A 25,842-nucleotide genomic window follows, 5' to 3' on the forward strand; every position below is an offset into this window, starting at 1 on the left:
GGATCAGGCCTGGGGTTCGGCCGGTGCTTCGCCTTCGCCCTCGGGCGCGGCGGTTTCGGCTTCGGGACGCGCCGACTTGATCTCTTGCAGGCCTTCGGTGTTGCTCACCACTTCCTGCAGGAGCTTGTCGAGATCGTCATTGCCGTCGAGCTTGGTGAGCAGGTCGCGCAGGCGTTGGCGAGCCTCGAACAGACGGCGCAGCGGGGTGATCTGCTTGACGATGTTGACCGGATCGAAGTCGTCCATGTCCTTGAAGCGCAGCTCGACATTGAGCTTGCTGCCGTCACCGGTGATGGTGTTGTCCACCTGCAGGGTGGCGCGCGGTGCGATGGAGGAGAGGACCTGGTTGAAGTTGTCGCGGTCGATCTCGGTGAAGCGGCGCTCGATGAGTTTCGGCAGGGGCTGCTCGGGCTTGCCCGAGAGGTCGGCGAGGATGCCCACGACCAGCGGCAGTTCTTTCTTCTCGATGGCGTCGCCGATTTCGACGTCGTAGGTGATCTGAACCCGGGGCGGGCGTACCCGATCCAGTTTGTGCTGCGTGCTTTCGGCCATTTTGGTGGGCTCCGGTGCATTGCCACGAGCGCAATGCATCGGACTGGTCCTGTCATCGCACTCCCTTGCTGGATCACGACGCGACAGGGGGAAACTACACGCAAGCCTGTCCTTGGCGATCCCTCTAGTTCATCGGTCCGATGAACTACTCACACACGCTAGAACAGGTCTATAAATTTGCAAATGCAAACCAGAGTCTGACCTTCATGAAGCAAGGACGTTTCATTTCCAGTTCAAAATTGTTGTTCCTGGCCGCTGCGATCTTGCTGGGAGGATGCTCCGATCTACTCGGTCCGAAGGTCCAACTCGACGCACTGACCCTGGATGTCGCCGAGCGCGCCAACGACGACACACCCATCGCCGTCGACTTCATCGCGGTGCGCGATCCCGAGTTGCTCAAGGTGCTTTCCGGCATCACCGCACGGCAGTGGTTCGCCGATCGCGAGCAGTTTCGCCGCGACTACCGTCAGCAGTTTTCCGTCTGGAGCCTGGAGCTGGTTCCCGGGCAATTCATGGAGGCTCGCGAGTTTCCTCTGGCGGGTGATAGCGCGGCTGGACTTTTGGTCTTTGCCGGCTATAACACACCCGGTGCTCACCGCCTGAGACTGGATGAGCAGAGCCGTGCCTGGCTCCGGTTCGATAGCAGGGAAATGCGCTTGCTGAGCGAGAACGAGCAGTGACGAAAGGCCCCTGAAGCAGCAGGGCGTCGAGCTCGCGACAACGTTGGACGTCGAAGGGGAGTGGTATGAAAGTTCTGCCTGACGCGGTGTGCTGGCACGAGGGCATGCAGTTGCTGCCCCAGCATTTCCAGCTGCAAGGGTTGCGCGCGGAAGTCCTTGCCGCCCATTTCGCCCAAGCCGGCAATCCTTGGTTCTGGGGCATCTCCCAACTCGAACTCGACCCCGCTGCATTGAGCGCAGGCCTGGTGCGCGTGCTCGCCCTCGAAGCCATCCTGCCCGACGGTTTGCCGGTCAGCATCAAGCCCGGCGAGGGCGTAGTGCTGGAGCTGGACCTCAGCACCGCCATCGCCCAGTCCGCGACTTCAACCGTCACCGTGTTCCTGGCCGTCAACCCGCTCGGGCGAGGCGGCCAGGTGCTGCCGCTGCGTGGGCGCCTGCAATCGGCGGTGGGCGAGGCCGTGCCTGACCTGGCCAGCGGCGAACACCCCGAACCCATCCTGGTCTGGCGTCCGGCTGCGCGACTGGTGACTGAGATCGGTCGTGCCGATTCGGTCTGCCTGCCGCTCCTGCGGATCGCCAAGGAGGGTGGTGGTTTCGTTCGCCAGTCCTATGTGGCGCCAACCCCGCGAGTCCTTCCCGAATCCGTGCTCGGTCGTGCGGTTGCCGCCCTCTGTGCCCGCACGCGGGAGAAGTGTCTGTTCCTCGGCGGACGCCTGCGTCAGGCGGAGCAGGCGGGCAACCATGACGACATGGTGGAGATTCGCCGGCAGCTCGCCGCACTCTGGGCGCGGTTGCCGGAAGTGGAGGCGGCGCTGAACAGCCGGATCGCCGCCCCTGACCGCTTGCATGGCCTGCTCGTGGGCATGGCTGGCGCCTGGTGCGCGCTGGACCCGGTGGCCGGCGTTCCGGCCTTCGCGCCGCTGGATTACCTCGACCTAAAGCGCGGCTACGACGAAGTACTCGACTGGCTGGAGAGCGCCCTGACCCGTGTGCGGGTCGGTTATCGCTGCCTGGTCTTCGAACAGGTGGAGCAGGGCTTCGCCATTCAACTGCCGGACCTCCAGTCCCGTCGCCAGCGCCTGGTAATCGGCCTGCGCATGCCGGCTGGCGCTGGGGAGCAGGCTGCTTCCTACTGGCTGGGACAGGCCATCATCGCCGCCCAGGGTCAGGTGCCGACTCTTGCTCGCCAGCGCATGAGTGGGCTGGCGCACCAATCCATGAGCCGAGGCGAGCAGGTTGCCTACAGTGTGGGTGAGGACACCCGTCTGTTCGTGGTCCAGGCTGCCGGAGAGTGGTTCGATCCCGAGCAGAAACTCTGCATCGTGGTGCCCGGCCAGGCTGCGCTGGTAGGGCCCTGGCAAGTGGTGCTGTTCGTCGCCAACGCACACGAATTCGCCTGACCAGCCAAGGACGCGCAAATGCCGGAAAGGAGTGTGGCCCTGTATCCGCCGGAGTTCGGCGAGGCACCCCTGAGCCTCGCTTTTCGCCAGGCCTGGTTGGAATGGCGTGATGCCTGGGACGAGCTGGAAGATGCCGACGACAGCGACGGCCAACTGGTGGAGCGCACGGCCGAGACTGCCACGCGCATCGTTCGCCGCCTCTGGCGCAGCGCGTTTGCCAGTGTCGGCGAGCCGGCGGCGGCCCAGGTCAAGGCGATGGTCTACGCCTTCGTGGCGCTGCTGGATGAAACCCTGTTGTTCGGCAGTTGGGCTGGCCAGATCGCCTGGCAGGAACGCCCGCTGGAGGCGCGGCTCTATGGGTCGCGCAATGCCGGCGAGCGCGTGCCCACGGCCATTCGCAACCTGCTCAAGGAGCGTATTCCGGCCACCCGCGACCTGGCCAATGTCTACCTGCAATGCCTGGTGCTGGGCTTCCACGGCCAGCTGCGCGGTGAGCGTGGTCAGGCCATGCACGAACGCTGGCGGCAGGCGTTGTTCACCTTCGCCTGGCAGCGCGAGCCCGTCGCTCAAGGCGCACTGCAGAGCCTCGAGCGCCCACTGCGCGCCGAGCCGCTGAGCCGGCCCCTGCGTCGGGCTTTGCCGGATGGCCTGCGCCTGGGATTGGCGATTGCAGGTTTTGCGCTGCTGCTGACAGCCCTTGGGCAGTGGCTGTGGAGCGACATCCAGTCCGAACTGGAACCCGTCCTGCACCTGGCCGCCACGCTGGATGACGGGGAGCAGTCGGAATGAGCGGCTTCGCCATTGCCCTGATAGTCCTGGCGCTGCTCCTGCTGCTGGCCGCCCTCGCGGTGCTTTGGTGGTGGTTGCGCACCCAGTCCGGCGCGGCCATCCGCAGCTTCTATGCCGCCGTGCGCAAGATGGAACACGACCAGGGCAGCCAGGATCGTTATCAGACTCCCTGGCTATTGCTGGTGGGCGACCCGCGTGAAGGCGGCCAGTTGTGCCTGGACTGGCAATTGGCGCCGGCTGGGCGGGCTGCCTGGTTTGGTCGCTGGTGGCTCGACCCCGACGGCTGTCTGCTGGTGGTGCCCCAAGGCCTGTTTCTGCCGGAGGAGGGTGGAACCGTTCCGGCCTTCGCATGGCGTCGACTGCTCGGCATGTTGCTGCGCTTGCGTGGCCAGCGGCCCCTGGATGGTGTGATCTGGACCATCCCGCTGGCGCGCCTGCTGGACGATGCGCAGTTGGCAGCCGATGCCATCGCCGCGCGTCGCCGCTTCGGCGAAATGCTGCAGCGTCTGGGCCTGAGCCTACCGGTACATGTGCTGGTCACTGGCCTCGAGGAAATGCAGGGGTTTCAGGAATTGGTAGCCGCATTGCCGGAAGAAGGCCGTGAGCGCGCCCTGGGTTGGGCATCACCCTATGCCCTGGAGGCGGGCTGGCAGGGCTACTGGCTGGATGACGCCATCGACCAGGTGATCCAGGGTGTGCAGGCGGCGATCCTCGAAGTAGCGGCTATCAAGGGTGAGCTGGGAGAAGACCTCTACCGTCTGCCGGGTCAGCTGGATTGCTTGCGGGGCAACCTGCGCGCGCTGCTCGAGCCGGTATTCCAGGGTAATGCCCAGGGCGAGGCACCGCGGCTGCGGGGGCTCTATCTCAGCTCGGCTCAAGCGTTCGCCAGCGATCCCGAGTCGTGGGAGCTGACCGCCCGCGAACTGGCTCCGGCGCGCGGCGTGTTCACGCGCTCGCTCTGGCGCCAACGATTCCTCGCTGAACAGGGCCTGGCCCAGGCGGTGCCGCGCATCTTGCGCCTGCGTCAGCGCTGGCAGCAGGTAGTTGCCGGTACGGCGGCGGTCATCGGCGCCTTCTGGCTCCTCGGGATGCTCTGGGTGTGGCATGACGGCCAGCGTGACGCCCGCGAGCTGACGCGTGTGCTGCAGGTTGCGCAGAACAATCATGTGACGCTGAAGGACCCGGCGCGCAGCGCGGAGCAGGCGCGGCGTAACCTGCTGGGCTTCTGGCGCCTGTTGCAGGATGCTCCGCGCTGGCATTTCGCCTCGCTGGTCTATCCCACCTCCTGGTTTTCCTCCCTCGATGGACGCATGGACAACGTCCTCCGGTCCATGGCGCGCAGCGAGGCGATGCACCCCCTGGGACAGCTGCAGCGAGTGGAGCTGGACAAGCTGTTGGCGATCCGCGTGGGTGATCGACGCACCAGCGTCGAAGGCGAGCAGCCCGAGGATTGGCCGAACTATGTCAAGGCGCGCAAGCTGGCCTACGGCGTGTCCAGCCTGGCGCAACAGAACCGGCTGTTCGCCGACGTCCTGTCCGGTGACAAGGGCGTACTGGAACCATTGGCGCAACTGGGCAACACCGCGCTCGGGCTGGACTTGAACACGGCCGACCTGCGCCGCCGCGCCTATTACGAGCGCGTTTTGCGAGGGCTGGGCGGCCCGGGACTGGCGCCGCTCGACCTACAGCCCCAGCGCCAGGCCCTGAGCCAGCAATATCAGGCGCTGATGAAGCTCTGGCTGACGCAGTACTTCCTGGCCGACAACTTCGTTCGTCCGGCCGGGTACCTCAAGGTGCACCTCGAGAGCCTGCAAGGCGGGCAGGGCAATACACTGCCCGAGCTGGAAGAGATCAACAGCCTGATCGATACCCTCGAAGACCTGATCGCCCTGACCAACTCCGCCTGGAGCCACAGCAATGGCGAGGAGCTGGTTCCGGGTTATCGCAATCACATGGAAACTGTGCGTCAGAACAGTTTGCTGGGCCCCGCGGTGGAGCAAAACCTCGAGGCCGAAGCGGCCCGCCTGCGCAAAGGCTTCCACGGGCAGTGGATCGCCAGCATCGGCACTCGCTCCAACCTGTTGCAGCGTCAGGCGGGCGGCACGCTGACGATGCAAGAGCACATCAGCGCGCTGGCAAAGGCGATCAAAGGGCTGCTCAAGCGCGATTTCGTCGTGGTTGCCCTGCGTCGGGACGCCGCCGAGCCCGATCCGCGGACACTGCGCTACGTCGATTCGCGGGCATTGGCCCAGGCGCAGGGCTTCGTCGACAGCTATCGCGCCTTCGTCGGCCAGGAGCTGGCACTGATTCCGCCGGATTATCGCGAAGGCATGCTCAAGGCGGCTGGTGAAGCGGCGACGCGAGCCATCTGGGCCAGCCTCAGCGCTTCCGATCCGCGCCCGCCAGGCGGGGCCAGCAAGGCCTTCGATGTTCCGGTGGAACAGGCCGGCCAGGTTCTGAACGCACTGGTCGAGCTCGATCGGACCGACCTTGCTGGCGCATTGCGCAGCCAGCTGACCCGCATGGCCATGGCCGATGTCGATTCAGCTTTGGGCAGCATCGATGCCTTACCGGTATTTACCCAGCGCTTCGACATCTACCAATGGGACGGTGGCCGCAATCTCGGTCTGCAACTCTTCCGCTCCAGCGATGTGCAGGACCTGAAGAACAGCCTGGGCCAGCAGTTCGCAGTCATCCTTTCCACCAGTGAGGGCGCGGCGCCAGCGCTGACGTGGCTCCAGGAGCAGGCAGGGTTGTCTTCCTCCGAGCGGGACCGGGTGGCGCGCCTGGCTGCCCTGAGCGAGGAAATGATCAAGTACAAGGCCCAGAACCCTGCCAGCTCACCGGCGCTGTTCGAGCAACTGGTCAGCCGCGACTTCGTCGAAATGGACATGGGTTCCTGCACCCAGGTGCTGGCCACCGCCACCCTTTCCGCCGGTGTCGGCGATCTGTCCCGGCGTACCCATGTCCTGCGCGAACAGGCGTCGCAGCGCTGCAGCCAGTTGCAGCAGCAGCGTGCCGCCCAGGCCTGGAATGACCTGGCGGACTACTTCAACCAGTACCTCGCTGACCGCTTCCCCTTCGCCTACAGCCTTCAGGCCGATGATGCCGACCCGGCACGGGTGCAGCACCTGGTGGAACTGATCGACAGCCGGCTGGCGCAGGCTGAAGAAGGCCTGAAATGGAGCAACGCCAGCGATCGCCCTGCAGCGGAGGACTTCCTCGCCCGTCTGAAACAGGCGCGTAGCTGGCTTGGCCCGCTGTTCCTGCGCGACCCTTCTGGCTCCCTGGGCGTCGAGCTGGACGTGCGCTGGCGCACCGACCGCGATGACGAGCGCGGAGCGGACCAGGTAATCGCCTGGGGTCTGCATGCTGGCGACAAGCAGATCGGCTTCCCCGGCGAAGTGCAGCGTCTGCACTGGAACGTCGGCGATCCCGTGCAGCTGTTGCTGCGCTGGGCCAAGGACGGCAGCCAGAGACCGAGCATCGACCCGTTGCAGCCGAGCATGGCGGTGTCCGATCTGGAGGCGGGCTGGGAGTACCGCGGGCCGTGGGCGCTGTTGCGCCTGATGCGCTCCCATGTGGTGCTGCAACGGCAGCCGAGCATGGATTACACCGACTTTCCGCTGACCCTTCAGGTGCCGGTGCGCGGTACTCCGAGCGGCAACCAGCAGGCGTTGATGTTCATGCGCCTGTCGCTGATGACGCAGGGGGGCAAGCTGCCGCTGTCGATTCAGCCCCTGCCGGTGAAGGCTCCGCGCTCGCCCTTCATCAATAGCCACAGCGCTTCCCTGGTCAGCACCGAGGCGACGCCATGAACCTGCCGATGACCGATAGCCCGGCCAGCGAGCTGCTGGACCCCATTTCCGATACCGAACCCTGCGGTCCCAGCCTGCGCTACGACCCCGCCTGGGACCGTCTGCGAGAGCTGCGCCGGGAGGACGACGCCAGCCTGCCCGCGGGAGTCTGGCAAGCGGACCTCAAGCGCGGTGACTGGGCTGCTGTGGAGCACCTGGCCAGCGAGCTGCTCCGTGAACGCAGCAAGGACCTGATGCTGGCTGCCTGGTTGGGCGAGGCCTGGCTCCTGCGCAGCGGACTCGACGGCCTGGCGCCGGCGCTGGGGTTGCTCGCCGGACTCTGTGAGCGCTACCCCGACGATCTGCACCCGCAACCGGAGGACGGCGACCGTTCCTGGCGCGTGGCGCCGCTGGAGTGGATGGTGCGTCGCTACAGCGAAATCGTGCTGACCCGATGCGCGCTGTTCGGTGCCGAGCATTCCGATCTCGCCCACCTGACTCTGCACGGCTGGCAGCAACTCCAGCAACGGCAGGTGCAGGCCAGCGACAGCAAGGCGGATAAGGTCGCCGCCGAGGCGGCACGGCTGGAGCAGCGCAAGCTCGATGAAACGCTCAGGCAGATGTCACCGGCGAGTTTCCTGCGCGTGCGTCAGGGCGCGGAGGCGAGCCTGGCGGAACTCGGTCGCCTGGATGCCTGGAGCGACGGCTGGCTGGGTGACCTGGCTCCCAGCTTCGCTCCTTTGCACCAGACCCTGAACGCCATCCGCTCGCTCATGCAGGAGTTCGCCCCCATGCAATCCCAGACGCCGCCTGCCATGGAGCCAGCCTCCGAATCCTCGGCAGCTCCGATTGCCGCCGCCGCGGAGGTCGCGCCCAGCTTCAGCGGCACACCGGGTAGCCGCGAAGAGGCCTATCGCCAATTGGCGCTGATCGCCGACTACCTCGCCCGCACAGAGCCACACAGCCCGGTGCCCTATGTGATCCGCCGCGCGGTGGAATGGGGCAACCAGCCGTTGAGCAATCTGCTGGATGAGTTGATCACGGCCGATGCCGAATCCCGCCGCCTGTGGAAGCTCCTGGGTGTACTCAAGTAGGGGCAAGTGGCGCCTGGCGATTGAAATAGCCCCTACAAGGTTCGTGCACGGGGTTTGGCCTGAGCTATCAGGCAGGTCTTCGACCTGCATCGCGATTGAAATCGCTCCCACAGTTCAAGCACGTCGCCGCTGTTTTTTGTGGGAGCGAATTCATTCGCGAAAGGGCAGCACAGCTGCCCCCGTCCAACAGCTCATCACGCGCTTACCAACACCTCGAAACCGCCAAAGATCATCCGCTGCCCATCGAAAGGCATGGTGCTCGGGTCGGGTTTCATGCGCGGGTCTTCCATCGCTTTCTTCATGCCTTCGTCTCTGACCTGCTTGGACGGCCAGGTGATCCAGGAGAAGACCACGGTTTCACCTTCCTTCAATTTCACTGCCATGGGGAAGGAGGTCACCTTGCCCTCGGGTACGTCGTTACCCCAGCACTCGACGACGCTGAGGGCGCCGCATTCCTTGAAGACGCCAGCAGCCATCTCGGCCACCTTGCGGTAGGCCTCACGGCTGGCGGTGGGAACGGGTACCAGGAATCCATCTACGTAGCTCATATCCATTCTCCTTTCTGGATGGTGTGAAAAAAAGTTGTCTGTCGCATCCGGTACACGCAGGGATCACGCGCCCGATTCACTAATGAGTCGATCTAGATAGTGCCGGTTCGACAGACTCGCCAATCGAGTGGTGCTTGCGCCGACCAGCGGTCAATGCGCTGTGATGTCTTTGGGCTGGCGGAAAGAAATGCGTCTTTCGCCGATTGTTCCTGCCCATGAAAAAGCCCCGCCGAAGCGGGGCTTTTTCATTTCGCGAGGGTTACTTGTTGCGATTGTCGTACACGTGGCAGGCCTTGCCTTCGGAGCGTTTCAGTGAATAGCAGGGGCGCAGGACGATGCGCGAGCTGATGCCGATGTAGGTCTTGATGTACTTGGAAAGCTCGTTGCACAGCACCTGCTGTTGCGACTCGCCGAGGTTCTCGTGCTCGTGCTTGAGCTCGACATGCACCTCGATGCTGTCCAGGTTGCCGTTGCGGAACAGGTGGATCTCGTAGTTCTCGGAGAGTTGCTTGACCTTCAGCACCTGTTCTTCGATCTGGGTCGGGAACACGTTCACGCCGCGGATGATCAGCATGTCGTCGCTGCGGCCGGTGATCTTGTCCATGCGCCGCATGGGGCGGGCGGTGCCCGGCAGCAGGCGGGTCAGGTCGCGGGTGCGATAACGGATCATCGGCAGCGCTTCCTTGGACAGCGAGGTGAACACCAGCTCGCCCATCTGGCCGTCCGGCACTACTTCTCCGGTCACCGGGTCGATGATCTCGGGGTAGAAGTGGTCTTCCCAGATGGTCGGGCCGTCTTTGGTTTCCGCGCATTCCATGGCGACCCCGGGGCCCATGATTTCCGACAGGCCGTAGATGTCCAGAGCGGTAATGCCCATGCGTTCTTCGATGGCGCGGCGCAGTTCGGCGGTCCAGGGTTCGGCGCCGAAGATGCCGAGGCGCAGGGCCAGCTTGTGCGGGTCGATGCCCTGGCGCTCGATCTCGTCGGCCAGGTTCAGCATGTACGACGGGGTGACCATGATGATGTCCGGTTGGAAGTCACGGATCAGCTGGACTTGCTTCTCGGTCTGGCCACCGGACATCGGGATCACGGTGCAGCCCAGGCGCTCGGCGCCGTAGTGGGCGCCCAGGCCGCCGGTGAACAGGCCGTAGCCGTAGGAAATATGCACCTTGTCACCCTTGCGACCGCCGGCCGCGCGGATCGAGCGCGCGACCACGTTGGCCCAGGTGTCGATGTCGTTCTGGGTGTAGCCGACCACCGTGGGCTTGCCAGTGGTGCCGCTGGAAGCGTGGATGCGCACGATCTCGCTCTGCGGCACGGCGAACATGCCGTAGGGGTAGTTGTCGCGCAGGTCGTTCTTGCCGGTGAAGGGGAATTTCGCCAGGTCTTCCAGGGATCTCAGGTCGTCCGGGTGTACGCCTTTCTCATCGAAGCGTTGGCGGTACAGCGGAACGTTTTCGTAGGCGTGCTTGAGGCTCCAGCGCAGGCGTTCCAGCTGGTGCTGGCGCAACTGGTCGACGCTGGCGGTTTCCATCGGGTCAAGCAAGGCGGTATTGGCAATCATGTTCATGGTTCACTCGAATTATTTTTGTGCGCGAAGCCGTAGGCTTCTGAGTGCTGAGGAAGAGGATACTCCTCACCCGTTTTTCAGATCTCGGTTCTTGCGTTTCAGAGCCTTTCAATGATCAGGGCGATGCCCTGACCCACGCCGATGCACATGGTGCAGAGGGCGTAGCGGCCCTGGCGTTCTTCCAGTTCGTGCAGGGCGGTGGTGACCAGGCGTGCACCACTCATGCCCAGCGGATGGCCGAGTGCGATGGCGCCGCCGTTGGGGTTCACGCGCGGATCGTTGTCGGCCAGGCCCAGCTCACGCAGAACGGCGAGGCCCTGGGCTGCGAAGGCTTCGTTGAGCTCGATCACGTCCATTTCGGCCAGCGACAGGCCAGTCAGTTCCAGCACCTTGCGGGTCGCCGGTACCGGGCCGATGCCCATGATGCGCGGCTCGACGCCGGCGGTCGCCATGCCCACCACGCGGGCGCGGGCCTTGAGGCCGTGGCGTTCGGCCGCGGCACTGCTGGCCAGCAGCAGGGCGCAGGCGCCGTCGTTCACACCCGAGGCATTGCCGGCGGTGATGCTGCCGCCCTGACGGAAAGGCGTGCCCAACTTGGCCAGCTGTTCCAGGGTGGTGTCGCCGCGCGGGTGTTCATCCTGCTCGACGATCTTCGGCGGGCCTTTGCGCTGCGGAATTTCCACCGGGACGATTTCTTTCGCCAGTCGACCATTGGCCTGGGCGGCGGCGGCGCGCTGCTGGCTGCGCAGGGCGAAAGCGTCCTGGTCCTCGCGGGAAACGTTGAATTGCTCGGCCACGTTCTCGGCGGTCTCCGGCATGGAGTCGATGCCGAACTGGCTCTTCATCAACGGGTTGACGAAGCGCCAGCCGATGGTGGTGTCGAAGATGTCCGCCTGGCGGGAGAAGGCACTTTCCGCCTTGCCCATCACGAAGGGTGCACGCGACATGGATTCCACGCCGCCGGCGATCATCAGGCCGGCTTCACCGCAGCGCAGGGCACGGGCGGCGTTGCCGATGGCGTCCAGGCCGGAGCCGCAGAGGCGGTTCAGGGTGGTGCCGGGTACGGTCACCGGCAGGCCGGCGAGCAGGGCGGACATGCGTGCGACGTTGCGGTTGTCTTCGCCGGCCTGGTTGGCGCAGCCGTAGATCACGTCGTCGATGGCGCTCCAGTCCAGTTCGGGATGGCGCTGCATCAGCGCGCGCATGGGCACGGCGCCGAGGTCATCGGCACGCACCGCGGACAGGGCGCCGGCGTAGCGGCCGATAGGCGTACGTACGGCGTCGATAATCAGGGCGTCATTCATCAGGGGTCTCCTGCGCGAGTACCGAGCCGCGCACTTTGTAGGACTTGCCGTGGAAGAGGGCGATCAGTTGTCCGTTCTGGTTTTCGATGCGTACGTCGTAGTTGCCGGTGCGGCCGCTGCGGCTTTGCTCGACGGCCTGGGCGGTGAGGGTGTCGCCGAGGCGCGCCGGGGCTACGTAGTCGATGCTGCAACCGATGGCCACGGTGGCTTCGTTATAGGTGTTGCAGGCGAAGGCGAAGGCCGAGTCGGCCAGGGCAAACAGGTAGCCGCCGTGGCAGGTGCCGTGGCCCTGGACCATGTCGTCGCGCACGCTCATGCCGACGCGGGCCTGGCCCGGTGCGACCGAGAGCAGGCGCATGCCCATGGCCTGGCTGGCAGAATCGCGCTCGAACAGTGCGCTGCCGCAGGCTTCGGCAAGGGAAAGGGCTTCGTGGTTAGACACGGAAGTTCCTCCCTTCGGCAACCTGGCGACGCAGCAGCAGGGAAGGGCGGTAGCGCTCTTCGCCATAGGCGGTCTGGAGGTTTTCCAGGGTGCGCAGGACTTCCGTCAGGCCGATGGCATCGGCCCAGGCCAGCGGCCCTTGCGGATAGTTCACGCCGGCACGCATGGCCAGGTCGATGTCGCCAGCCGAACCCACGCCCTGCAGCACGGCATCGGCACCTTCGTTGGCGAGCATGGCCACGGTGCGCAGCACGGCGAGGCCCGGAATGTCGTTGAGTTGGCTGACCTTCAGGCCGGCGCGCTGCAGCAGCGCGACCGTCTGGTCGCGAGCCTCTCCGGACGTGCTCGTGGCGCAGGCGATGCCAAGGCGGCTGGCCTTGCTGTAATCCAGCGCGAGGTCGATCAGCACCAGGTTGATGAGGCCGTCTTCACGGGAACGCTGGCTGGCGAGACGGCCGTCGGACAGGGCGATTACTGCGTCACCTACCCGCAGCAGGCCCTTGCCGTCGCGGCGGACCACCTTCACGCCGGCGTCCACCAGACGCTGTACCAGGGGTTCGGCAACCCCCAGGCTGCCTTCCACCACGCAGGACTCCACGCTGGCGTCGCTGGTCAGCTCGGCCGGCTGCGGACGTTCGGCGCCTTCGGCATAGCTGTAGAAACCGTGACCGCTCTTGCGGCCCAGACGGCCGGCGTCCACCAGTTCCTTCTGGATCAGCGAGGGCTGGAAGCGGAAGTCGCCGTAGTAGGCGTCGAACACCGAGCAGGTGACGGCGTAGTTGACGTCATGGCCGATCAGGTCGGTCAGTTCGAAGGCGCCCATGCGGAAGCCGCCCGCGTCACGCATCAATGCGTCGAGTGTGGCGCAGTCGGCGGCGCCTTCCTGCAAAAGGCGCAGGCTTTCGGCATAGAAGGGACGCGCCACGCGGTTGACGATGAACCCGGGGGTGGAGCGGGTATGTACCGGCTGCTTGCCCCAGGCCCTGGCGGTTTCGTACAGGCCTTCGGCGAGGTCGCGGTCGCTGGCCAGGCCAGAGACGATCTCCACCAGCGCCATCAGCGGTGCCGGGTTGAAGAAATGCATGCCGACGACCCGGCCCGGATGCTTGAGGCCGGCGGCCAGGCTGGTGATGGACAGGGAAGAAGTGTTGCTTGCGAGGATGCAGTCGCTGCTGCACAGCGCTTCGAGCTGGCGCAGCAGGCCACGCTTGACCTCCAGGTTCTCGACGATCGCCTCGATCACCAGGCTGGAATCGGCCAGGGCCTCGATGGCTTCCACCGGTTGCAGGCGGGCGACGATAGCGGCGCGATTTTCGGCAGAGAGCTTGTTCTTCTCCACCAGGCGGCCGAGCTGGCGGTCGATGCCGTCGATGGCCTGGGCGGAAGCGCCAGGGCGGTTGTCATAGAGCTTGACCGGATGGCCAGCCTGGGCGGCGACCTGGGCGATACCGGCACCCATGGCGCCGGCGCCGATCACGGCGACGGTGGCGGAAGTATGAAGGGCGGGCATGGGCTCAGCGTCCTTTGAAGGCCGGGGTGCGCTTTTCCATGAAGGCGCTGACGCCTTCGCGGTAGTCCTCGCTGCGACCGGCAAGGCGCTGCAGGTCGCGTTCGAGGTCCAGTTGCTCGTCGAAGCTGTTGTTCAGGCTCGCGTTGAGGCTGCGCTTGATCAGGGCCAGGCCGTAGGTCGGCTGGGTGGCCAGGTGACGGGCGAGCTTCTGGGCTTCCTCGCGCAGGGCGGCGTCGTCCACCACGCGGTAGATCAGGCCCCACTGTTCGGCCTGCTCGGCGGTCAGGCGGTCGCCCAGCAGGGTCAGGGCCTTGGCGCGGGCCATGCCGACCAGGCGCGGGAGGGTCCAGGTACCGCCGGAATCCGGAATCAGGCCGATCTTGCAGAAGGCCTGGATGAAGCTGGCGGAACGGCCAGCCAGGACCAGGTCGCAGGCCAGCGGAATGTTGGCGCCAGCACCGGCGGCCACGCCGTTGACGGCGCAGATTACCGGCAGCGGCAGGTCGCGCAGGGCGCGGATCAGCGGGTTGTAGAACTTCTCGATGGACTCGCCCAGGTCCGGTGCGGCAGCACCGGGGGCCACATTGCGGTCGCCCAGGTCCTGGCCGGCGCAGAAACCGCGGCCTTCGCCAGTCAGCAGGAGGACGCGGACCTCGGGGTTCTGGCGCACCTGCTTGAGGGCTTCGCGGACTTCGCCATGCATCTTGGCGTTGAAGCTGTTCAGTTGCTCCGGGCGGTTGAGGCTGAGGGTGGCGACGCCAGCCTCGATGGAAAACAGGATGTGCTCGAAGTTCATGGCTTTGGCGCTCTACGGAGTTCGAAGGGGCGGACGGTCAGTGCTTACTGGCCGGTGAATTCGGGGCGGCGCTTTTCCTGGAAGGCACGGATGCCTTCGTCGCGGTCGCGGGTGCCGGCCAGCAGGGTGAAGGCGTGGCGCTCGAAGCGCAGGCCGCTGGCGAGGTCGGTGTCTTCGGCCTTGAGCAGCGCTTCCTTGGCGAGACGCACCGCCAGAGGCGCCTTCTGAGCGATGACGCGGCCGATGGCGATGGCGCGCTCGACGGTGAATTCGGGTTGGGTCACTTCGCTGACCAGGCCGGCGCGCTGGGCATGCCGGGCGTCGATGGCTTCGCCGGTGAGCACCATCTGCATTGCCAGGGATTTGCCGACCGCGCGCAGCAGGCGCTGGGTGCCACCGGCGCCGGGCATGATCCCCAGGTTGATTTCCGGCTGGCCGAAGCGGGCGTCTTCGCCGGCGATCAGGATGTCTGCGTGCATGGCCAGTTCGCAGCCGCCGCCCAGGCAGAAGCCATTGATGGCGGCGATCAGCGGCTTGCTGAAACGGGTGATGCGTTGCCAGTAGGCCAGGCGCGGGTCATTGAGGATGCCCACCAGGTCGCGCTCGGCCATTTCCTTGATATCGGCGCCGGCGGCAAAGGCCTTGCGGCTGCCGGTGATGACCACGACGCGGGTCTCGGCGTCCTGCTCGGCGGCATCCAGTTCGGCGGCCAGCTCACCCAACAGCTCGGTGTTGAGCGCGTTGAGCGCTTCCGGGCGCTGCAGGGTGATCAGGCGGACACCCTGCTCAGGCGGCAGGACAGCAAGGGTACGAGGCATTTCGACTCTTCCTCAGGTGCACGCGCGGCCCTTTGGCGAGCCGCTCTTATTAGTGGGTTCGGGTGGGGTCCCTTCCTGTGTCTGCCGCGCTGAGGGCGGGGCGACTTTGGCCGGAGTATAACCACAAAGCGATACAAAACAAGAATGTGAGATATGATTTATGTGTCTCATATCTTCTGTCTTTACTACAAAAGAACAGATTGAAAGGCCCGGTCATGTGCATGGAAAGGCCGTGGTTACTCGGGTTTATCATTGTTTAAGGGCGCGTGATACGTACCGATTACCGGTCGTCATCTGATACAGGTGCTTGAGCTTCTATGTTGCAGAGTGATGTGATACAAAATTCAGTATCTAGCGAATCGCTTTGCGCCACCTTGTGGCTTCATCTGCCCAGTTGAGGAGTTTTTCCATGTCGACCACCGCCCGCGCCGCCGCCCTCGAGCTGTTCGAGCATCATCGCGGCACCCTTGAGCGCGCCGTCCAGGCCATCAGCGAGCGCGGCTACTGGTCGCCCTTCCCGGAAAGCCTCAAGCAGTACCCGGAAGAGTCGGTAAAAGATGCCCAGGCTGCCTTCGAGTCACTGCTTGGCCAGCATTTCGTCCTGGCAGGTCCGCAATCGGTTGGTCGAGCAGGCGCCGAGCGTTCGCCCTATGGCTTCGACCTGGGTGTGACTTACGACCAGTACGACGCGGACGAGCTGCTGTCGCGGCTGCAGGCGGCGCTGCCGGCTTGGCGTGATACCGGGCCGAAGGCGCGGGTTGGCGCTTGCCTGGAAATCCTCCAGCGGCTGAACGCCCTCAGCCCGACACTGGCCCATGCCGTCATGCACACCAGCGGCCAGGCTTACATGATGGCCTTCCAGGCTGGCGGCCCTCACGCCCAGGACCGTGGTCTGGAAGTGCTGGCCTACGCCTGGCGAGCCATGGCCGAGGTGCCGGAAGCAGCGCGTTGGACCAAACCTCAGGGCAAGCAGGACCCGCTGGTGCTCGACAAGCGCTGGCACATCGTCCCGCGCGGCCTGTCGCTGGTGATCGCCTGCTCGACATTCCCCACCTGGAACACCTATCCCGGCCTGTTCGCCAGCCTTGCCACCGGCAATCCGGTGCTGGTGAAGGCACACCCCGGTTCCATCCTGCCGGTGGCCATGAGCGTCAAGGTCGCCCAGGACGTGCTGGCCGAACTGGGCTTCGATCCCGCGTTGGTGAGCCTGGTGGTGGATACGCCTGACGCTCCGGTCAGTCAGAAACTGGCCCTGGACCCGCGCGTGAAACTGGTGGACTTCACCGGTTCCAGCACTTTCGGCAACTGGCTGGAAGATAACGCCCGCCAGGCCCAGGTGTTCACCGAGAAGGCTGGCATCAACAGCGTGATCATCGATAGCGTGCGCGACATCAAGGCCGTGGCGCGCAACCTGGCTTTCTCCCTCAGCCTCTATTCCGGGCAGATGTGCACCACCACCCAGGCTATCTATGTACCCCGGGGCGGTATCCGTAACGGTGACGAGCAACTGAGCTTCGATGAGGTCGCCCAGGCACTGGCCGGTGCTGTGAAGAGCTTCCTCGCCGACAACGAGCGTGCTTGCGCGGTGATCGGTGCCATCCAGTCCCAAGCCACCGCCCAGCGCATACAGGCTTGCCGCCAACTGGGCGAGGTGCTGCTCGATAGCGAATCTCGCGAGCATCCGCAGTTCCCTGGCGCGCGCATCCACACGCCGCTGCTGCTGAAGGTGGAGGCCGCTGACCGCGAAGCCTATTCCGAGGAGCGTTTCGGCCCCATCGCCTTTGTCATCGCCACCGACGACACCGCGCACAGTCTGCGTCTGGCCGGTGAGGTGATCGCCGAGAAGGGCGCCCTGACCCTGGGTGTGTACTCCACCGACGAGGACGTTCTGGACCAAGCAGAGCAGCTGTCCCAGGAGGTTGCCGTAGCCCTGTCGGTCAACTTCGATGGCGGCGTGTTCGTCAACCAGTCCGCGGCCTTCAGCGATTTCCATGCCAGCGGTGGCAATCCGGCGGCCAACGCCTCTATCACCGACGGTGCTTTCGTTTCCCGTCGCTTCGTTACCGTGCAGAGCCGTCGCCACGGTGCGGCGTGAGCCTATAGGAAGAAGGAGCCCTGCGATGACTTGCTACAGCCTCGACGGATTGACCCCGGTGGTGCATCCCACCGCCTACGTGCATCCCAGCGCGGTGCTGATCGGCGATGTGATCATCGGCCCGGGTTGCTACGTCGGGCCCCTGGCCAGCCTGCGTGGCGATTTCGGCCGGATCATCCTGGAGGAGGGCGCCAACATCCAGGACACCTGCGTGATGCATGGCTTCCCCGAGAGCGACACGGTGGTCGAGCGCAATGGCCATATCGGCCACGGTGCCGTGCTGCACGGTTGCCGCATCGGTGAAGACGCCCTGGTGGGGATGAACGCGGTAGTGATGGACGGCGCGCGGATTGGTGCGCGCTCCTTCGTTTCCGCCACCGCCTTCGTCAAGGCCGGTTTCAGCTGTGAGGCTCAGTCGCTGGTGATGGGCGCGCCGGCGCAGGTCAAGCGCAGCCTCAGCGACGAGGAAGTGACCTGGAAGCAGGCCGGTACCCGGGAGTACCAGCTGCTGGCCCGGCGTTGCCTGGAGAATATGGTGGCTTGCGAGCCGTTGTCCGAGGTGGAGGCTGATCGCGCCCGCATAACCGATCGTGGCCTGCGTCCGAAAGGTACTTCGTCGCAATGAGTGCGGTCTTCGCACACCGGGGGTGTTCCCCGATGGTCATGCCGATGAGCCTGCGGGTATATTCGGCATCTTTTCCGTTTCCAGTATGCCCATGACTTCGCTCGTGCCCTTGGACCAACTCGTCACCCGCTTCCAGCAGCAGACGCCCATTCGTGCCAGCTCGCTGATCATCACCCTCTACGGCGATGCCATCGAGCCCCACGGCGGTACTGTCTGGCTGGGCAGCCTGATCCAGTTGCTGGAGCCCATGGGTATCAACGAACGGCTGATCCGTACCTCGATCTTCCGCCTGACCAAGGAAGGCTGGCTGAGTGCAGAAAAGGTTGGCCGACGCAGCTACTACAGCCTGACCGGCACCGGTCGGCGGCGGTTCGAGAAGGCCTTCAAGCGGGTGTACAGCTCCAGTGTTCCGGCCTGGGATGGTGCCTGGTCGCTGGTGATGCTGTCGCAATTGCCCCAGGACAAGCGCAAACAGGTGCGCGAAGAGCTGGAATGGCAAGGTTTTGGTGCGATTTCACCCACCGTGCTGGCCAATCCGCGTTGCGACCGGGTGGATCTGACTGCGACCCTGCAGGAACTGGACGCCGTTGAAGACAGCATCATTTTCGAAACCCGCTCCCAGGACGTGCTGGCCTCCAAGGCCCTGCGCATGCAGGTTCGCGAGAGTTGGAACATCGATGAGCTGGGCGCGCACTACAGCGAGTTCATCCAGCTGTTCCGCCCGCTCTGGCAAGCCCTGCGGGAGCAGGAGAACCTGCAGCCGGCCGACTGCTTTGTGGCCCGAACCTTGCTGATCCACGAATACCGCAAATTGCTGCTGCGTGACCCGCAACTGCCCGACGAACTCCTTCCGGGCGATTGGGAAGGCCGCGCGGCGCGCCAACTGTGCCGCAATATCTACCGACTCATCTTTGCCAAGGCAGAGGAATGGCTGAACGCGGCGCTGGAAACCGCGGATGGTCCGTTGCCCGACGCCGGGGAGAGCTTCTATCAGCGATTCGGTGGATTGAGGTAAAGCAGCCGCCCGGGAGGGCGGCAGTCACGGACGAGGTGAACCCGGCACTGCCGGATAACGACAAGAACAACGCCTAGCGTGAGGCTGAGAAAGCCATGATGAGTGCACAATCAGTAAGGGCAGACCGCTTCGACGAGTGGCTGCAAGGCATCAACCAGGTCTGCGGCCGTTTCGGGGCCAAGTTGCTTGGCTCGGAATTTTCCGGGGCGATCCGCGAGCACAAGGCCGGCGCCATCAAGCTGAGCTTCGTGGACGTGGCCCAAGCGCGCCTGTTCCGCACGCCCAAGGAAGTGGCGCAGAGCGAAGGCAAGCACTTCTACCTGGCCTTCCAGCTCGCCGGCCGCGCCGGTATGGAACAGGCCGGTAACAGCATCGAGCTGGCACCCGGCGACATCACCCTGATCGACTCCACGCTGCCGAGTGACTTCGTCTATCACGAGAACTCTCGCCAGTTGTCGCTGATCGTGCCGCGCCACATCGTGGAGCAGGGCCTGCGCTTCTCCGGCGTGCGCTGTGCCCAGCGCATTCCGGCCAGCTCGCCCGTGGCGGTGATGGCCAATCGGCTGATCATCGAATCGACCCGTCAGGACAGCCTCAGCCTGCCCGAGAGCGAAGCCACCCTGGAGGCAATGATCAGTCTGCTGCGCCCGGCCCTGAGCTCAGCCGAAGCCGAGCAGGATGCCCACGAGCGCCTGTTCCGCAAGACCCTGCGCTTCATCGACGAGAACATCTGCGCCGAAGAGCTTTGCCCGGAAACCATCGCTCGCGAAGTGGGGGTTTCGGTACGTGGCCTCTACCGCATGTTCGCCAAGAAGGGCCTGGTGGTGGCGCAGTACATCAAGAACCGTCGCCTGGACTTCTGCGCCGAAAGCCTCCGCCACTCTGGTGGCGAGCAGAAACTCTCCGCCCTTGGCTACGCCTGGGGTTTCACTGACTCCAGCTACTTCTCCACCGCCTTCAAGGCGCGTTTCGGCGTGTCGCCCAGCGAGTACCGCAAGCAGTACAGCCAGGCTTGAACGTTGTTGTAGGGGAGGCAGTGGCCCTGTAGGGGCGATTTCAATCGCCAAGGGCGGCGCAGCTGCCCCCAGAGAGGTTGCAGGGCAGGACTGCGTCCTACCTGGCGAATGAATTGGCTCTGTCTGCATGACGTGTTGCAAGCAACTGCACTGCCCGTAGGAGCTGGCTTGCCAGCGAATGGCCGCGTTTCGCCGGCAAGCCAGTTCCTACAACGCTCTTGGCTCGATGGTAAATCTCTCGCAACAGCTAACGCAGACATAGCGAACGAATTCGCCCCATCTACAGGTTTCCCTGCCGCCAACACCTGGCAGCCCTGCCAACACGTCTGGCACACACAAAAAAACCTCGAATCCCGTCAGCGCCGAGAATCCGGACATCGGCCCTGTTTCCGCGTGTGCCGTAGTGGCAGCGCGGGCGGGCTTGTAGATGATCGAGGTGGTGAGTAGATGCACAAACGCAATGAGGGGCTACTGTTCGGCGTGCTGTCGCTGCTGATGGCCCAATCGGTGCTGGCAGCGGACTGCGCGCCGGAACAGGTGCAGAAGGGCGAGACGCTATTCGGCAGCGACTGCTCGGTATGCCATTCGGCCAAGCAGGGTGGCCCGGCCATGATGGGCCCGAACCTTCATGGCCTGTACGGACGCACGTCCGGCAGTCTGGCTGGTTTCAGCTACTCCCAGGCGATGAAGACCAAAGCGGTGGAATGGAAGCTGGACAGCCTGGAGCAGTTCATTGCCCAACCCCAGGGCTTCGTCGCCGGTACCTACATGCCCTATGCCGGTATGGCCAGCGCTGACGATCGTCGCGCGGTCGGCTGCTTCCTGGGTGCACAGAAATGATGGTGCCGGGCAGGCGCCCGGCCCACGGTTAAAGAGGATCGAGCATGAGCAAGGTTGAAATCCTGCCGCAGGTGGCGGCATTCCTGGAGCGCCGCCACGGTTGCTTCATCGATGGCCAGTGGGTGCTGCCGGAAGGCCCGACTACCCCGGTGCTGAACCCTGCTACCGGCGAAGCCATCTCCCACGTGCCGGACGTGCCGCTGGAGTACCTGGATCGTGCCGTGCAGTCCGCCCACAAGGCGTTCAAGTCTCGCGTCTGGTCCGGCCTGCGTCCGGCCGATCGCGAGCGCATCCTGCTGCGTTTTGCCGCCCTCGTGGAAGAGAATGCGGAAGAGCTGGCCCAGCTGGAAACCCTGAGCCAGGGCAAGTCGATCAACATGTCGCGCATGCTGGATGTCGGCGCTACCGTCGAGTTCATGCGCTACATGGCCGGTTGGGCGACCAAGATCGAAGGCCAGACCATGGACGTGTCGATCCCGATCCCGCCGGGCTCGCGTTTCACGGCCTTCGCTCGTCGTGAGCCGGTGGGTGTGGTCGCCGGCATCGTGCCGTGGAACTTCCCGCTGATGATCACCACCTGGAAGGCAATGCCGGCGCTCGCCACCGGCTGCACCGTGGTCATCAAGCCCGCCAGCGAAACCCCGCTGACCGCCCTGCGCCTGGCCGAACTGGCCTTCGAGGCGGGCATCCCGGCGGGCGTGTTCAACGTCGTCACCGGCGGCGGCAGCACCGTGGGCAACGCCCTGGCGTCGCACCCGCTGATCAGCAAGGTGTCCTTCACCGGTTCCACCGCTGTAGGCAAGAGCGTTGGCGTGGCCTGCATGGAGAACATGACCCGCTTCGCTCTGGAGCTGGGCGGCAAGAACCCGATGATCCTGCTGGCCGATGCCGACGTGGAGAAGGCGGTGCAGGGCGCGCTGCTCGGCGGTCTGCTGAATAACGGCCAGGTTTGCGCCGCGGCCTCGCGCTTCTACGTGCACCAGTCCATCTACGAGGAATTCGTCCAGGGCCTGGCCGCTGCGGTGAAAGGTCTCTCCATCGGCCCGGGCATGGACCAGGAAGCGGCGATCAACCCGCTGGTGTCGTTCAAGCAGCAGCAGAACGTGCTCAAGCACATCGACTTGGCCCGCCAGGAAGGTGCCCGCGTGGTGGCCGGCGGCGAGCGCCTGGAAGGCGAGGGTTTCTTCGTCCAGCCCACCGTGCTGGCTGACGTGAACCACGACATGACCGTGTCTCGCGAAGAGGTCTTCGGCCCGGTGCTGTCGGTGATCCCCTTCACCGATGAGGACGCCATGATCGAACTGGCCAACGACAGCGTTTACGGCCTGGCGGCCAGCCTTTGGACCAACGATCTGTCCAAGGCGATGAACCTGGTACCGCGTATCGAAGCCGGCACCGTGTGGGTCAACGCCCACGTGCTGCTGGACCCGAACATGCCCTTCGGCGGCGTCAAGCAGTCCGGCATGGGCCGCGAGTTCGGCCGCGCAGTGATCGAGGCGTACACCGAGCTGAAGTCGGTCTGCATCTCCCACTGATCCAAACCCTCGATTTCCGGCGGGCGCCTTCACGCCTGCCGGTTTTTTTTGAGTGGCGCCGAACCGTTCCCCTGTAGGAGCGAATTCATTCGCGAAGAGCGACGCGGTCGCCCCCTGCAAAATCGATTGGCAGACCTTCGGTCCGCATTTGCGAATGAATTCGCTCCCACAGTGATGTGACGAGTCCGAGACGGCCGCTAAAACCCCCGCAAGTTCCCCGATCTGCACCGTTCGCACCGTCCTGGTGCGGGTAATCCTTGCACTTTCCATTCCTGAACTAAGCTTTCGGCAGTCCCCCCATCGAAGGACCGCCAGATGAGCGAACCACTCCTCAGCTTCGACGAACTCAAGAAAGCCGTAGCCAGCGGCGAGATCGATACGGTGCTGGCCTGCATGGTGGACATGCAGGGACGATTGGTTGGCAAGCGCTTCCAGGCTGAGTTCTTCGTCGACAGCGCATACGAAGAAACCCACTGCTGCAACTACCTGCTGGCCGACGACATCGACATGGAGCCGGTGCCCGGCTACGCGGCGGCGAGTTGGAGCAAGGGCTACGGTGACTTCGTTCTGAAGCCCGACATGAGCACCCTGCGTCGGGTGCCCTGGCTGGAATGTACGGCGCTGGTGCTCTGCGACGTACTGGATCATCACCACCGCGAAGACCTGCCCCACAGTCCGCGCGCCATCCTCAGGAAGCAGGTGGCGCGGCTGGCCGAGCGCGGTTACACCGGGATGTTCGCCTCGGAGCTGGAGTTCTATCTCTTCGATGAAAGCTACGACGCCATCCACAAGCGCAACTACAGCCATCCGAAGACGGCCGCGCACTACATCGAGGACTACAGCATCCTCCAGACCACCCGTGAGGAGCCGGTGCTGCGGGCGATTCGCAAGCACCTGCAAGCCAGCGGTGTGCCGGTCGAGAACTCGAAAGGGGAATGGGGGCCGGGGCAGGAAGAGATCAACGTCCGCTATGCAGACGCCCTGACCATGGCCGACCGCCACGCGATCATCAAGCACGCCTGCAAGGAAATCGCGTACCAGCAGGGCAAGTCGATCACCTTCATGTCCAAGTGGCGCTACGACCTGGCCGGCTCCAGTTGCCACATCCACAGTTCGCTTTGGGACAAGAAGGGCAAGAAGCCGCTGTTCTACGATCCCAAGGACGAGTTCGGCATGTCCAAACTCATGCGCGGCTGGGTAGCCGGGCAGCTCAAGTACGCCAGCGAGGTGACCTATTTCCTCGCGCCCTACATCAACTCCTACAAGCGCTTCCAGGCCGGGACCTTCGCACCGACGCGCGCGGTGTGGAGCCGTGACAACCGCACTGCCGGTTTCCGTCTTTGCGCCGAGGGCAGCAAGTCGGTGCGCATCGAGTGTCGTATCGGTGGTGCCGACCTCAATCCCTATCTCGCCTTTGCCGCGCTGATCGCCGCCGGCCTGGCAGGCATCGATGAAAAGCTTGAACTGGGTGCTCCATTCGAGGGGGATGCCTATGTGAATGACCAGCTCCCGGAGGTCGACAAGACCCTGCGCGAAGCCACTGCCGCCCTCAAGGGCTCGGACATGCTGCGCAAGGCCTTCGGCGACGAGGTGGTCGACCACTACGTGCACACCGCCGAATGGGAGCAGAAAGAGTACGACCGACGCATCACCGACTGGGAGTTGCAGCGCGGATTCGAGCGTTACTGACAGATTCGCTGTCCGGCAAGCGGCGGGTTCGGGCACGCTGGTTGACCGGTTTGTAAAGGGGACTGGAGCAATACGACAGGCTGTCGCAGTGCAGGCGGGGAAGGTGCCCGAACCGCCGCATGGAGCAATCCATTGCCAATCCAAACCAAAGGGCACCCAAGATGAATCCTGCAGGCCAACACGGCTCCACGCATCAGGATGATGACGTCAAGCTGTTGCACAGCATGGGCTATGCCCAGGAGCTGTCGCGACGGATGGGCGGCTTCTCCAATTTCGCGATTTCCTTCTCCATCATTTGCATCCTTTCCGGCGGCATCAACTCGCTGGCTCAGGGCACATCCGGCGCCGGCGGCGCGGCCATCGGCATCGGCTGGCCCCTGGGTTGCATGATCTCTGGTGTGTTCGCCGTGGCCATGGCCCAAATTGCCTCGGCCTATCCCACCGCCGGCGGGCTGTACCACTGGGGTTCGATCCTCGGCAATCGCTTCACGGGCTGGCTCACCGCCTGGTTCAACCTGCTGGGGCTGGTGACGGTACTGGGTGCGATCAACGTCGGCACCTATTACTTCTTCTTCGGTGCCTTCGGGCCGATGCTGGGCATGGAAGACACCATCACCACACGCATCATCTTCCTGTCGATCCTTACCGGCGGGCAGGCGCTTTGTAACCACTTCGGCATCGGGTTGACGGCCAAGCTCACGGACTTCTCGGGCTACCTGATCTTCGCCACGGCCATCGCCCTGACCATCGTCTGTCTGGTCGCCGCGCCCAGTTACGAGTTCTCTCGTCTGTGGACCTTCGGCAACTTCTCCGGCGCGGCCGGTGGCAATGTCTGGCCGGAAGTGTCCAATAGCTGGATCTTCCTCCTCGGGCTGTTGCTGCCGATCTACACCATCACCGGCTACGACGCTTCCGCGCACACCTCGGAAGAAACCATGCAGGCGGCCCATTCCGTGCCGCGCGGGATGGTGATGTCGGTGGTCTGGTCGCTGCTGTTCGGCTGGCTGATGCTGAGCGCCTTCGTGCTGATGCTGCCAAGCATGGAGCAGGCGGCGGCCCAGGGCTGGAACGTATTCTTCTGGGCCATGGACACCCAGGTGAATTCGACGGTGAAGGAACTGCTCTACCTGGCCATCTTCATCTCGCAGATCCTCTGCGGCCTGGCCACGGTGACCTCGGTTTCTCGGATGATCTTCGCCTTCGCCCGTGACGGTGGCCTGCCGGCATCCAAGGCACTGGCTTCGGTCTCGCCGACCCACCGCACTCCGGTAGCGGCGATCTGGACCGGCGCCATCCTGGCGGTTCTGTTCGTCTGGGGCTCGTCGCTGGTGTCCATCGGCGAAACGCCGGTCTACACCATCGTCGTGTCGTGCACTGTGATCTTCCTGTTCTTCTCCTTTGTCATTCCCATCGTGCTCGGGCTCTTTACCTTCGGCACTGCCAAATGGCCGCGCATGGGGCCATGGAATCTAGGGCGTGGGCTGTTTTCGCTGGTGGCGATCCTGTCGATCATCTCGATGGCGCTGATTTTCACCATCGGCATCCAGCCGCCCAATGACTGGGCGCTCTACATCACCATCGGCTTCCTGGTCCTTACGGGAATCGTCTGGTTCGCGTTCGAGGCCCGGCGCTTCCAGGGGCCGCCCATCGGCGACATGATCGCCAAGCGCCAGGCGGAAATCGCCGCGGCCGAAGCGGCATTGAACAAGTAGCTCTTGGCAGCGCCC

21 protein-coding genes are annotated in these 25,842 nt (G+C 64.5%); 13 read left to right on the forward strand and 8 right to left on the reverse strand.

The annotated features are described in order from the left end of the window. Window positions 1-3 precede the first annotated feature (3 nt). Window positions 4-552, reverse strand: a complete 549-nt coding sequence (gene tssB, locus SA496_RS09660; protein ID WP_120655218.1) for a type VI secretion system contractile sheath small subunit — start codon at window positions 550-552, stop codon at window positions 4-6. 206 nt (window positions 553-758) lie between these two features. On the opposite strand from tssB, the gene SA496_RS09665 reads away from it, so the two are divergent. The 5 genes from SA496_RS09665 (at window position 759) to tssA (ending at window position 8,312) form a co-directional block, all read left to right on the forward strand. Further along, entirely contained in the window at window positions 759-1,232 is a 474-nt protein-coding gene (locus SA496_RS09665) for a type VI secretion protein (protein ID WP_120651423.1), read from the forward strand. A 65-nt stretch (window positions 1,233-1,297) separates the two neighbouring features. Next, window positions 1,298-2,632, forward strand: a complete 1,335-nt coding sequence (gene tssK / locus SA496_RS09670) for a type VI secretion system baseplate subunit TssK (RefSeq protein WP_120651422.1) — start codon at window positions 1,298-1,300, stop codon at window positions 2,630-2,632. A gap of 18 nt (window positions 2,633-2,650) precedes the next feature. Continuing rightward, window positions 2,651-3,421: a DotU family type IV/VI secretion system protein gene (locus SA496_RS09675; RefSeq protein WP_120651421.1), complete on the forward strand. Its 771-nt coding sequence runs from the start codon at window positions 2,651-2,653 to the stop codon at window positions 3,419-3,421. Then, window positions 3,418-7,239 carry a type VI secretion system protein gene (locus SA496_RS09680; RefSeq protein WP_330115336.1) on the forward strand — a complete coding sequence of 1,274 codons (3,822 nt, stop codon included), beginning with the start codon at window positions 3,418-3,420 and terminating at the stop codon, window positions 7,237-7,239. The genes SA496_RS09675 and SA496_RS09680 overlap by 4 nt, the downstream gene beginning before the upstream one ends. Then, window positions 7,236-8,312, forward strand: coding sequence for a type VI secretion system protein TssA (gene tssA / locus SA496_RS09685; protein ID WP_330115338.1), 1,077 nt, complete (start codon window positions 7,236-7,238; stop codon window positions 8,310-8,312). Before SA496_RS09680 ends, tssA begins: the two co-directional genes overlap by 4 nt. Before the next feature lie 194 nt (window positions 8,313-8,506). On the opposite strand, the gene SA496_RS09690 is transcribed toward tssA, so the two are convergent. The 7 genes from SA496_RS09690 to paaF form a co-directional block, all read right to left on the reverse strand. Next, on the reverse strand, window positions 8,507-8,860 hold the full coding sequence (locus tag SA496_RS09690) for a DUF1428 domain-containing protein (RefSeq protein WP_120651418.1): 354 nt from the start codon (window positions 8,858-8,860) through the stop codon (window positions 8,507-8,509). 259 nt (window positions 8,861-9,119) lie between these two features. Next, window positions 9,120-10,430, reverse strand: coding sequence for a phenylacetate--CoA ligase PaaK (gene paaK, locus SA496_RS09695; protein WP_120651417.1), 1,311 nt, complete (start codon window positions 10,428-10,430; stop codon window positions 9,120-9,122). A 98-nt stretch (window positions 10,431-10,528) separates the two neighbouring features. Then, the gene (gene pcaF / locus SA496_RS09700) at window positions 10,529-11,734 is read right to left on the reverse strand and encodes a 3-oxoadipyl-CoA thiolase (protein ID WP_120651416.1); all 1,206 of its coding nucleotides are present in this window, start codon (window positions 11,732-11,734) and stop codon (window positions 10,529-10,531) included. After that, window positions 11,727-12,176 (reverse strand): hydroxyphenylacetyl-CoA thioesterase PaaI, encoded by a 450-nt coding sequence (gene paaI / locus SA496_RS09705; RefSeq protein WP_330115339.1) that lies wholly within the window; start codon window positions 12,174-12,176, stop codon window positions 11,727-11,729. The genes pcaF and paaI overlap by 8 nt, the downstream gene beginning before the upstream one ends. Then, a complete protein-coding gene (paaH, locus tag SA496_RS09710) occupies window positions 12,169-13,686 on the reverse strand; it encodes a 3-hydroxyacyl-CoA dehydrogenase PaaH (protein WP_330115340.1) in 1,518 nt (505 codons plus the stop codon). The genes paaI and paaH overlap by 8 nt, the downstream gene beginning before the upstream one ends. A 4-nt stretch (window positions 13,687-13,690) precedes the next feature. Beyond that, the gene (gene paaG, locus SA496_RS09715; RefSeq protein ID WP_120651413.1) at window positions 13,691-14,482 is read right to left on the reverse strand and encodes a 2-(1,2-epoxy-1,2-dihydrophenyl)acetyl-CoA isomerase PaaG; all 792 of its coding nucleotides are present in this window, start codon (window positions 14,480-14,482) and stop codon (window positions 13,691-13,693) included. A 44-nt stretch (window positions 14,483-14,526) separates the two neighbouring features. Continuing rightward, complete coding sequence (gene paaF, locus SA496_RS09720) at window positions 14,527-15,300, reverse strand: 2,3-dehydroadipyl-CoA hydratase PaaF (protein WP_120651412.1); 774 nt, start codon at window positions 15,298-15,300, stop codon at window positions 14,527-14,529. A 409-nt stretch (window positions 15,301-15,709) separates the two neighbouring features. Between paaF and paaN the strand changes: the two genes are divergently transcribed. The 8 genes from paaN to SA496_RS09760 all read left to right on the forward strand — a co-directional run bounded on the left by paaN (window position 15,710) and on the right by SA496_RS09760 (window position 25,827). Next, window positions 15,710-17,395: a phenylacetic acid degradation protein PaaN gene (paaN, locus tag SA496_RS09725; RefSeq protein ID WP_330115341.1), complete on the forward strand. Its 1,686-nt coding sequence runs from the start codon at window positions 15,710-15,712 to the stop codon at window positions 17,393-17,395. 25 nt (window positions 17,396-17,420) lie between these two features. Next, a complete protein-coding gene (gene paaY / locus SA496_RS09730) occupies window positions 17,421-18,020 on the forward strand; it encodes a phenylacetic acid degradation protein PaaY (protein ID WP_120651410.1) in 600 nt (199 codons plus the stop codon). A 91-nt stretch (window positions 18,021-18,111) separates the two neighbouring features. Beyond that, window positions 18,112-19,035 (forward strand): phenylacetic acid degradation operon negative regulatory protein PaaX, encoded by a 924-nt coding sequence (gene paaX, locus SA496_RS09735; protein ID WP_153920331.1) that lies wholly within the window; start codon window positions 18,112-18,114, stop codon window positions 19,033-19,035. Between the two features lie 95 nt (window positions 19,036-19,130). Then, a complete protein-coding gene (gene feaR / locus SA496_RS09740; RefSeq protein WP_120651409.1) occupies window positions 19,131-20,051 on the forward strand; it encodes a transcriptional regulator FeaR in 921 nt (306 codons plus the stop codon). 447 nt (window positions 20,052-20,498) lie between these two features. Next, window positions 20,499-20,891 (forward strand): c-type cytochrome, encoded by a 393-nt coding sequence (locus SA496_RS09745; protein WP_153920333.1) that lies wholly within the window; start codon window positions 20,499-20,501, stop codon window positions 20,889-20,891. 44 nt (window positions 20,892-20,935) lie between these two features. Next, a complete protein-coding gene (locus tag SA496_RS09750; RefSeq protein WP_120651407.1) occupies window positions 20,936-22,426 on the forward strand; it encodes an aldehyde dehydrogenase family protein in 1,491 nt (496 codons plus the stop codon). 315 nt (window positions 22,427-22,741) lie between these two features. Continuing rightward, the gene (locus tag SA496_RS09755; protein ID WP_120651406.1) at window positions 22,742-24,115 is read left to right on the forward strand and encodes a glutamine synthetase family protein; all 1,374 of its coding nucleotides are present in this window, start codon (window positions 22,742-22,744) and stop codon (window positions 24,113-24,115) included. Window positions 24,116-24,276: 161 nt separating this feature from the next. Continuing rightward, window positions 24,277-25,827: an amino acid permease gene (locus tag SA496_RS09760; RefSeq protein ID WP_120655216.1), complete on the forward strand. Its 1,551-nt coding sequence runs from the start codon at window positions 24,277-24,279 to the stop codon at window positions 25,825-25,827. Window positions 25,828-25,842: the final 15 nt, after the last annotated feature.

The sequence above is a fragment of the Pseudomonas sp. JS3066 genome (assembly GCF_036328175.1).
In the GTDB taxonomy this organism is placed as follows: domain Bacteria; phylum Pseudomonadota; class Gammaproteobacteria; order Pseudomonadales; family Pseudomonadaceae; genus Metapseudomonas.

Bases quoted from the DNA above. Each gene is read 5' to 3' on its own strand.
- tssB (WP_120655218.1), bottom strand. From the start codon at position 552: ATGGCCGAAAGCACGCAGCACAAACTGGATCGGGTACGCCCGCCCCGG.
- SA496_RS09665 (WP_120651423.1), top strand. From the start codon at position 759: ATGAAGCAAGGACGTTTCATTTCCAGTTCAAAATTGTTGTTCCTGGCC.
- tssK (WP_120651422.1), top strand. From the start codon at position 1,298: ATGAAAGTTCTGCCTGACGCGGTGTGCTGGCACGAGGGCATGCAGTTG.
- SA496_RS09675 (WP_120651421.1), top strand. From the start codon at position 2,651: ATGCCGGAAAGGAGTGTGGCCCTGTATCCGCCGGAGTTCGGCGAGGCA.
- SA496_RS09680 (WP_330115336.1), top strand. From the start codon at position 3,418: ATGAGCGGCTTCGCCATTGCCCTGATAGTCCTGGCGCTGCTCCTGCTG.
- tssA (WP_330115338.1), top strand. From the start codon at position 7,236: ATGAACCTGCCGATGACCGATAGCCCGGCCAGCGAGCTGCTGGACCCC.
- SA496_RS09690 (WP_120651418.1), bottom strand. From the start codon at position 8,860: ATGAGCTACGTAGATGGATTCCTGGTACCCGTTCCCACCGCCAGCCGT.
- paaK (WP_120651417.1), bottom strand. From the start codon at position 10,430: ATGAACATGATTGCCAATACCGCCTTGCTTGACCCGATGGAAACCGCC.
- pcaF (WP_120651416.1), bottom strand. From the start codon at position 11,734: ATGAATGACGCCCTGATTATCGACGCCGTACGTACGCCTATCGGCCGC.
- paaH (WP_330115340.1), bottom strand. From the start codon at position 13,686: ATGCCCGCCCTTCATACTTCCGCCACCGTCGCCGTGATCGGCGCCGGC.
- paaG (WP_120651413.1), bottom strand. From the start codon at position 14,482: ATGAACTTCGAGCACATCCTGTTTTCCATCGAGGCTGGCGTCGCCACC.
- paaF (WP_120651412.1), bottom strand. From the start codon at position 15,300: ATGCCTCGTACCCTTGCTGTCCTGCCGCCTGAGCAGGGTGTCCGCCTG.
- paaN (WP_330115341.1), top strand. From the start codon at position 15,710: ATGTCGACCACCGCCCGCGCCGCCGCCCTCGAGCTGTTCGAGCATCAT.
- paaY (WP_120651410.1), top strand. From the start codon at position 17,421: ATGACTTGCTACAGCCTCGACGGATTGACCCCGGTGGTGCATCCCACC.
- paaX (WP_153920331.1), top strand. From the start codon at position 18,112: ATGACTTCGCTCGTGCCCTTGGACCAACTCGTCACCCGCTTCCAGCAG.
- feaR (WP_120651409.1), top strand. From the start codon at position 19,131: ATGATGAGTGCACAATCAGTAAGGGCAGACCGCTTCGACGAGTGGCTG.
- SA496_RS09745 (WP_153920333.1), top strand. From the start codon at position 20,499: ATGCACAAACGCAATGAGGGGCTACTGTTCGGCGTGCTGTCGCTGCTG.
- SA496_RS09750 (WP_120651407.1), top strand. From the start codon at position 20,936: ATGAGCAAGGTTGAAATCCTGCCGCAGGTGGCGGCATTCCTGGAGCGC.
- SA496_RS09755 (WP_120651406.1), top strand. From the start codon at position 22,742: ATGAGCGAACCACTCCTCAGCTTCGACGAACTCAAGAAAGCCGTAGCC.
- SA496_RS09760 (WP_120655216.1), top strand. From the start codon at position 24,277: ATGAATCCTGCAGGCCAACACGGCTCCACGCATCAGGATGATGACGTC.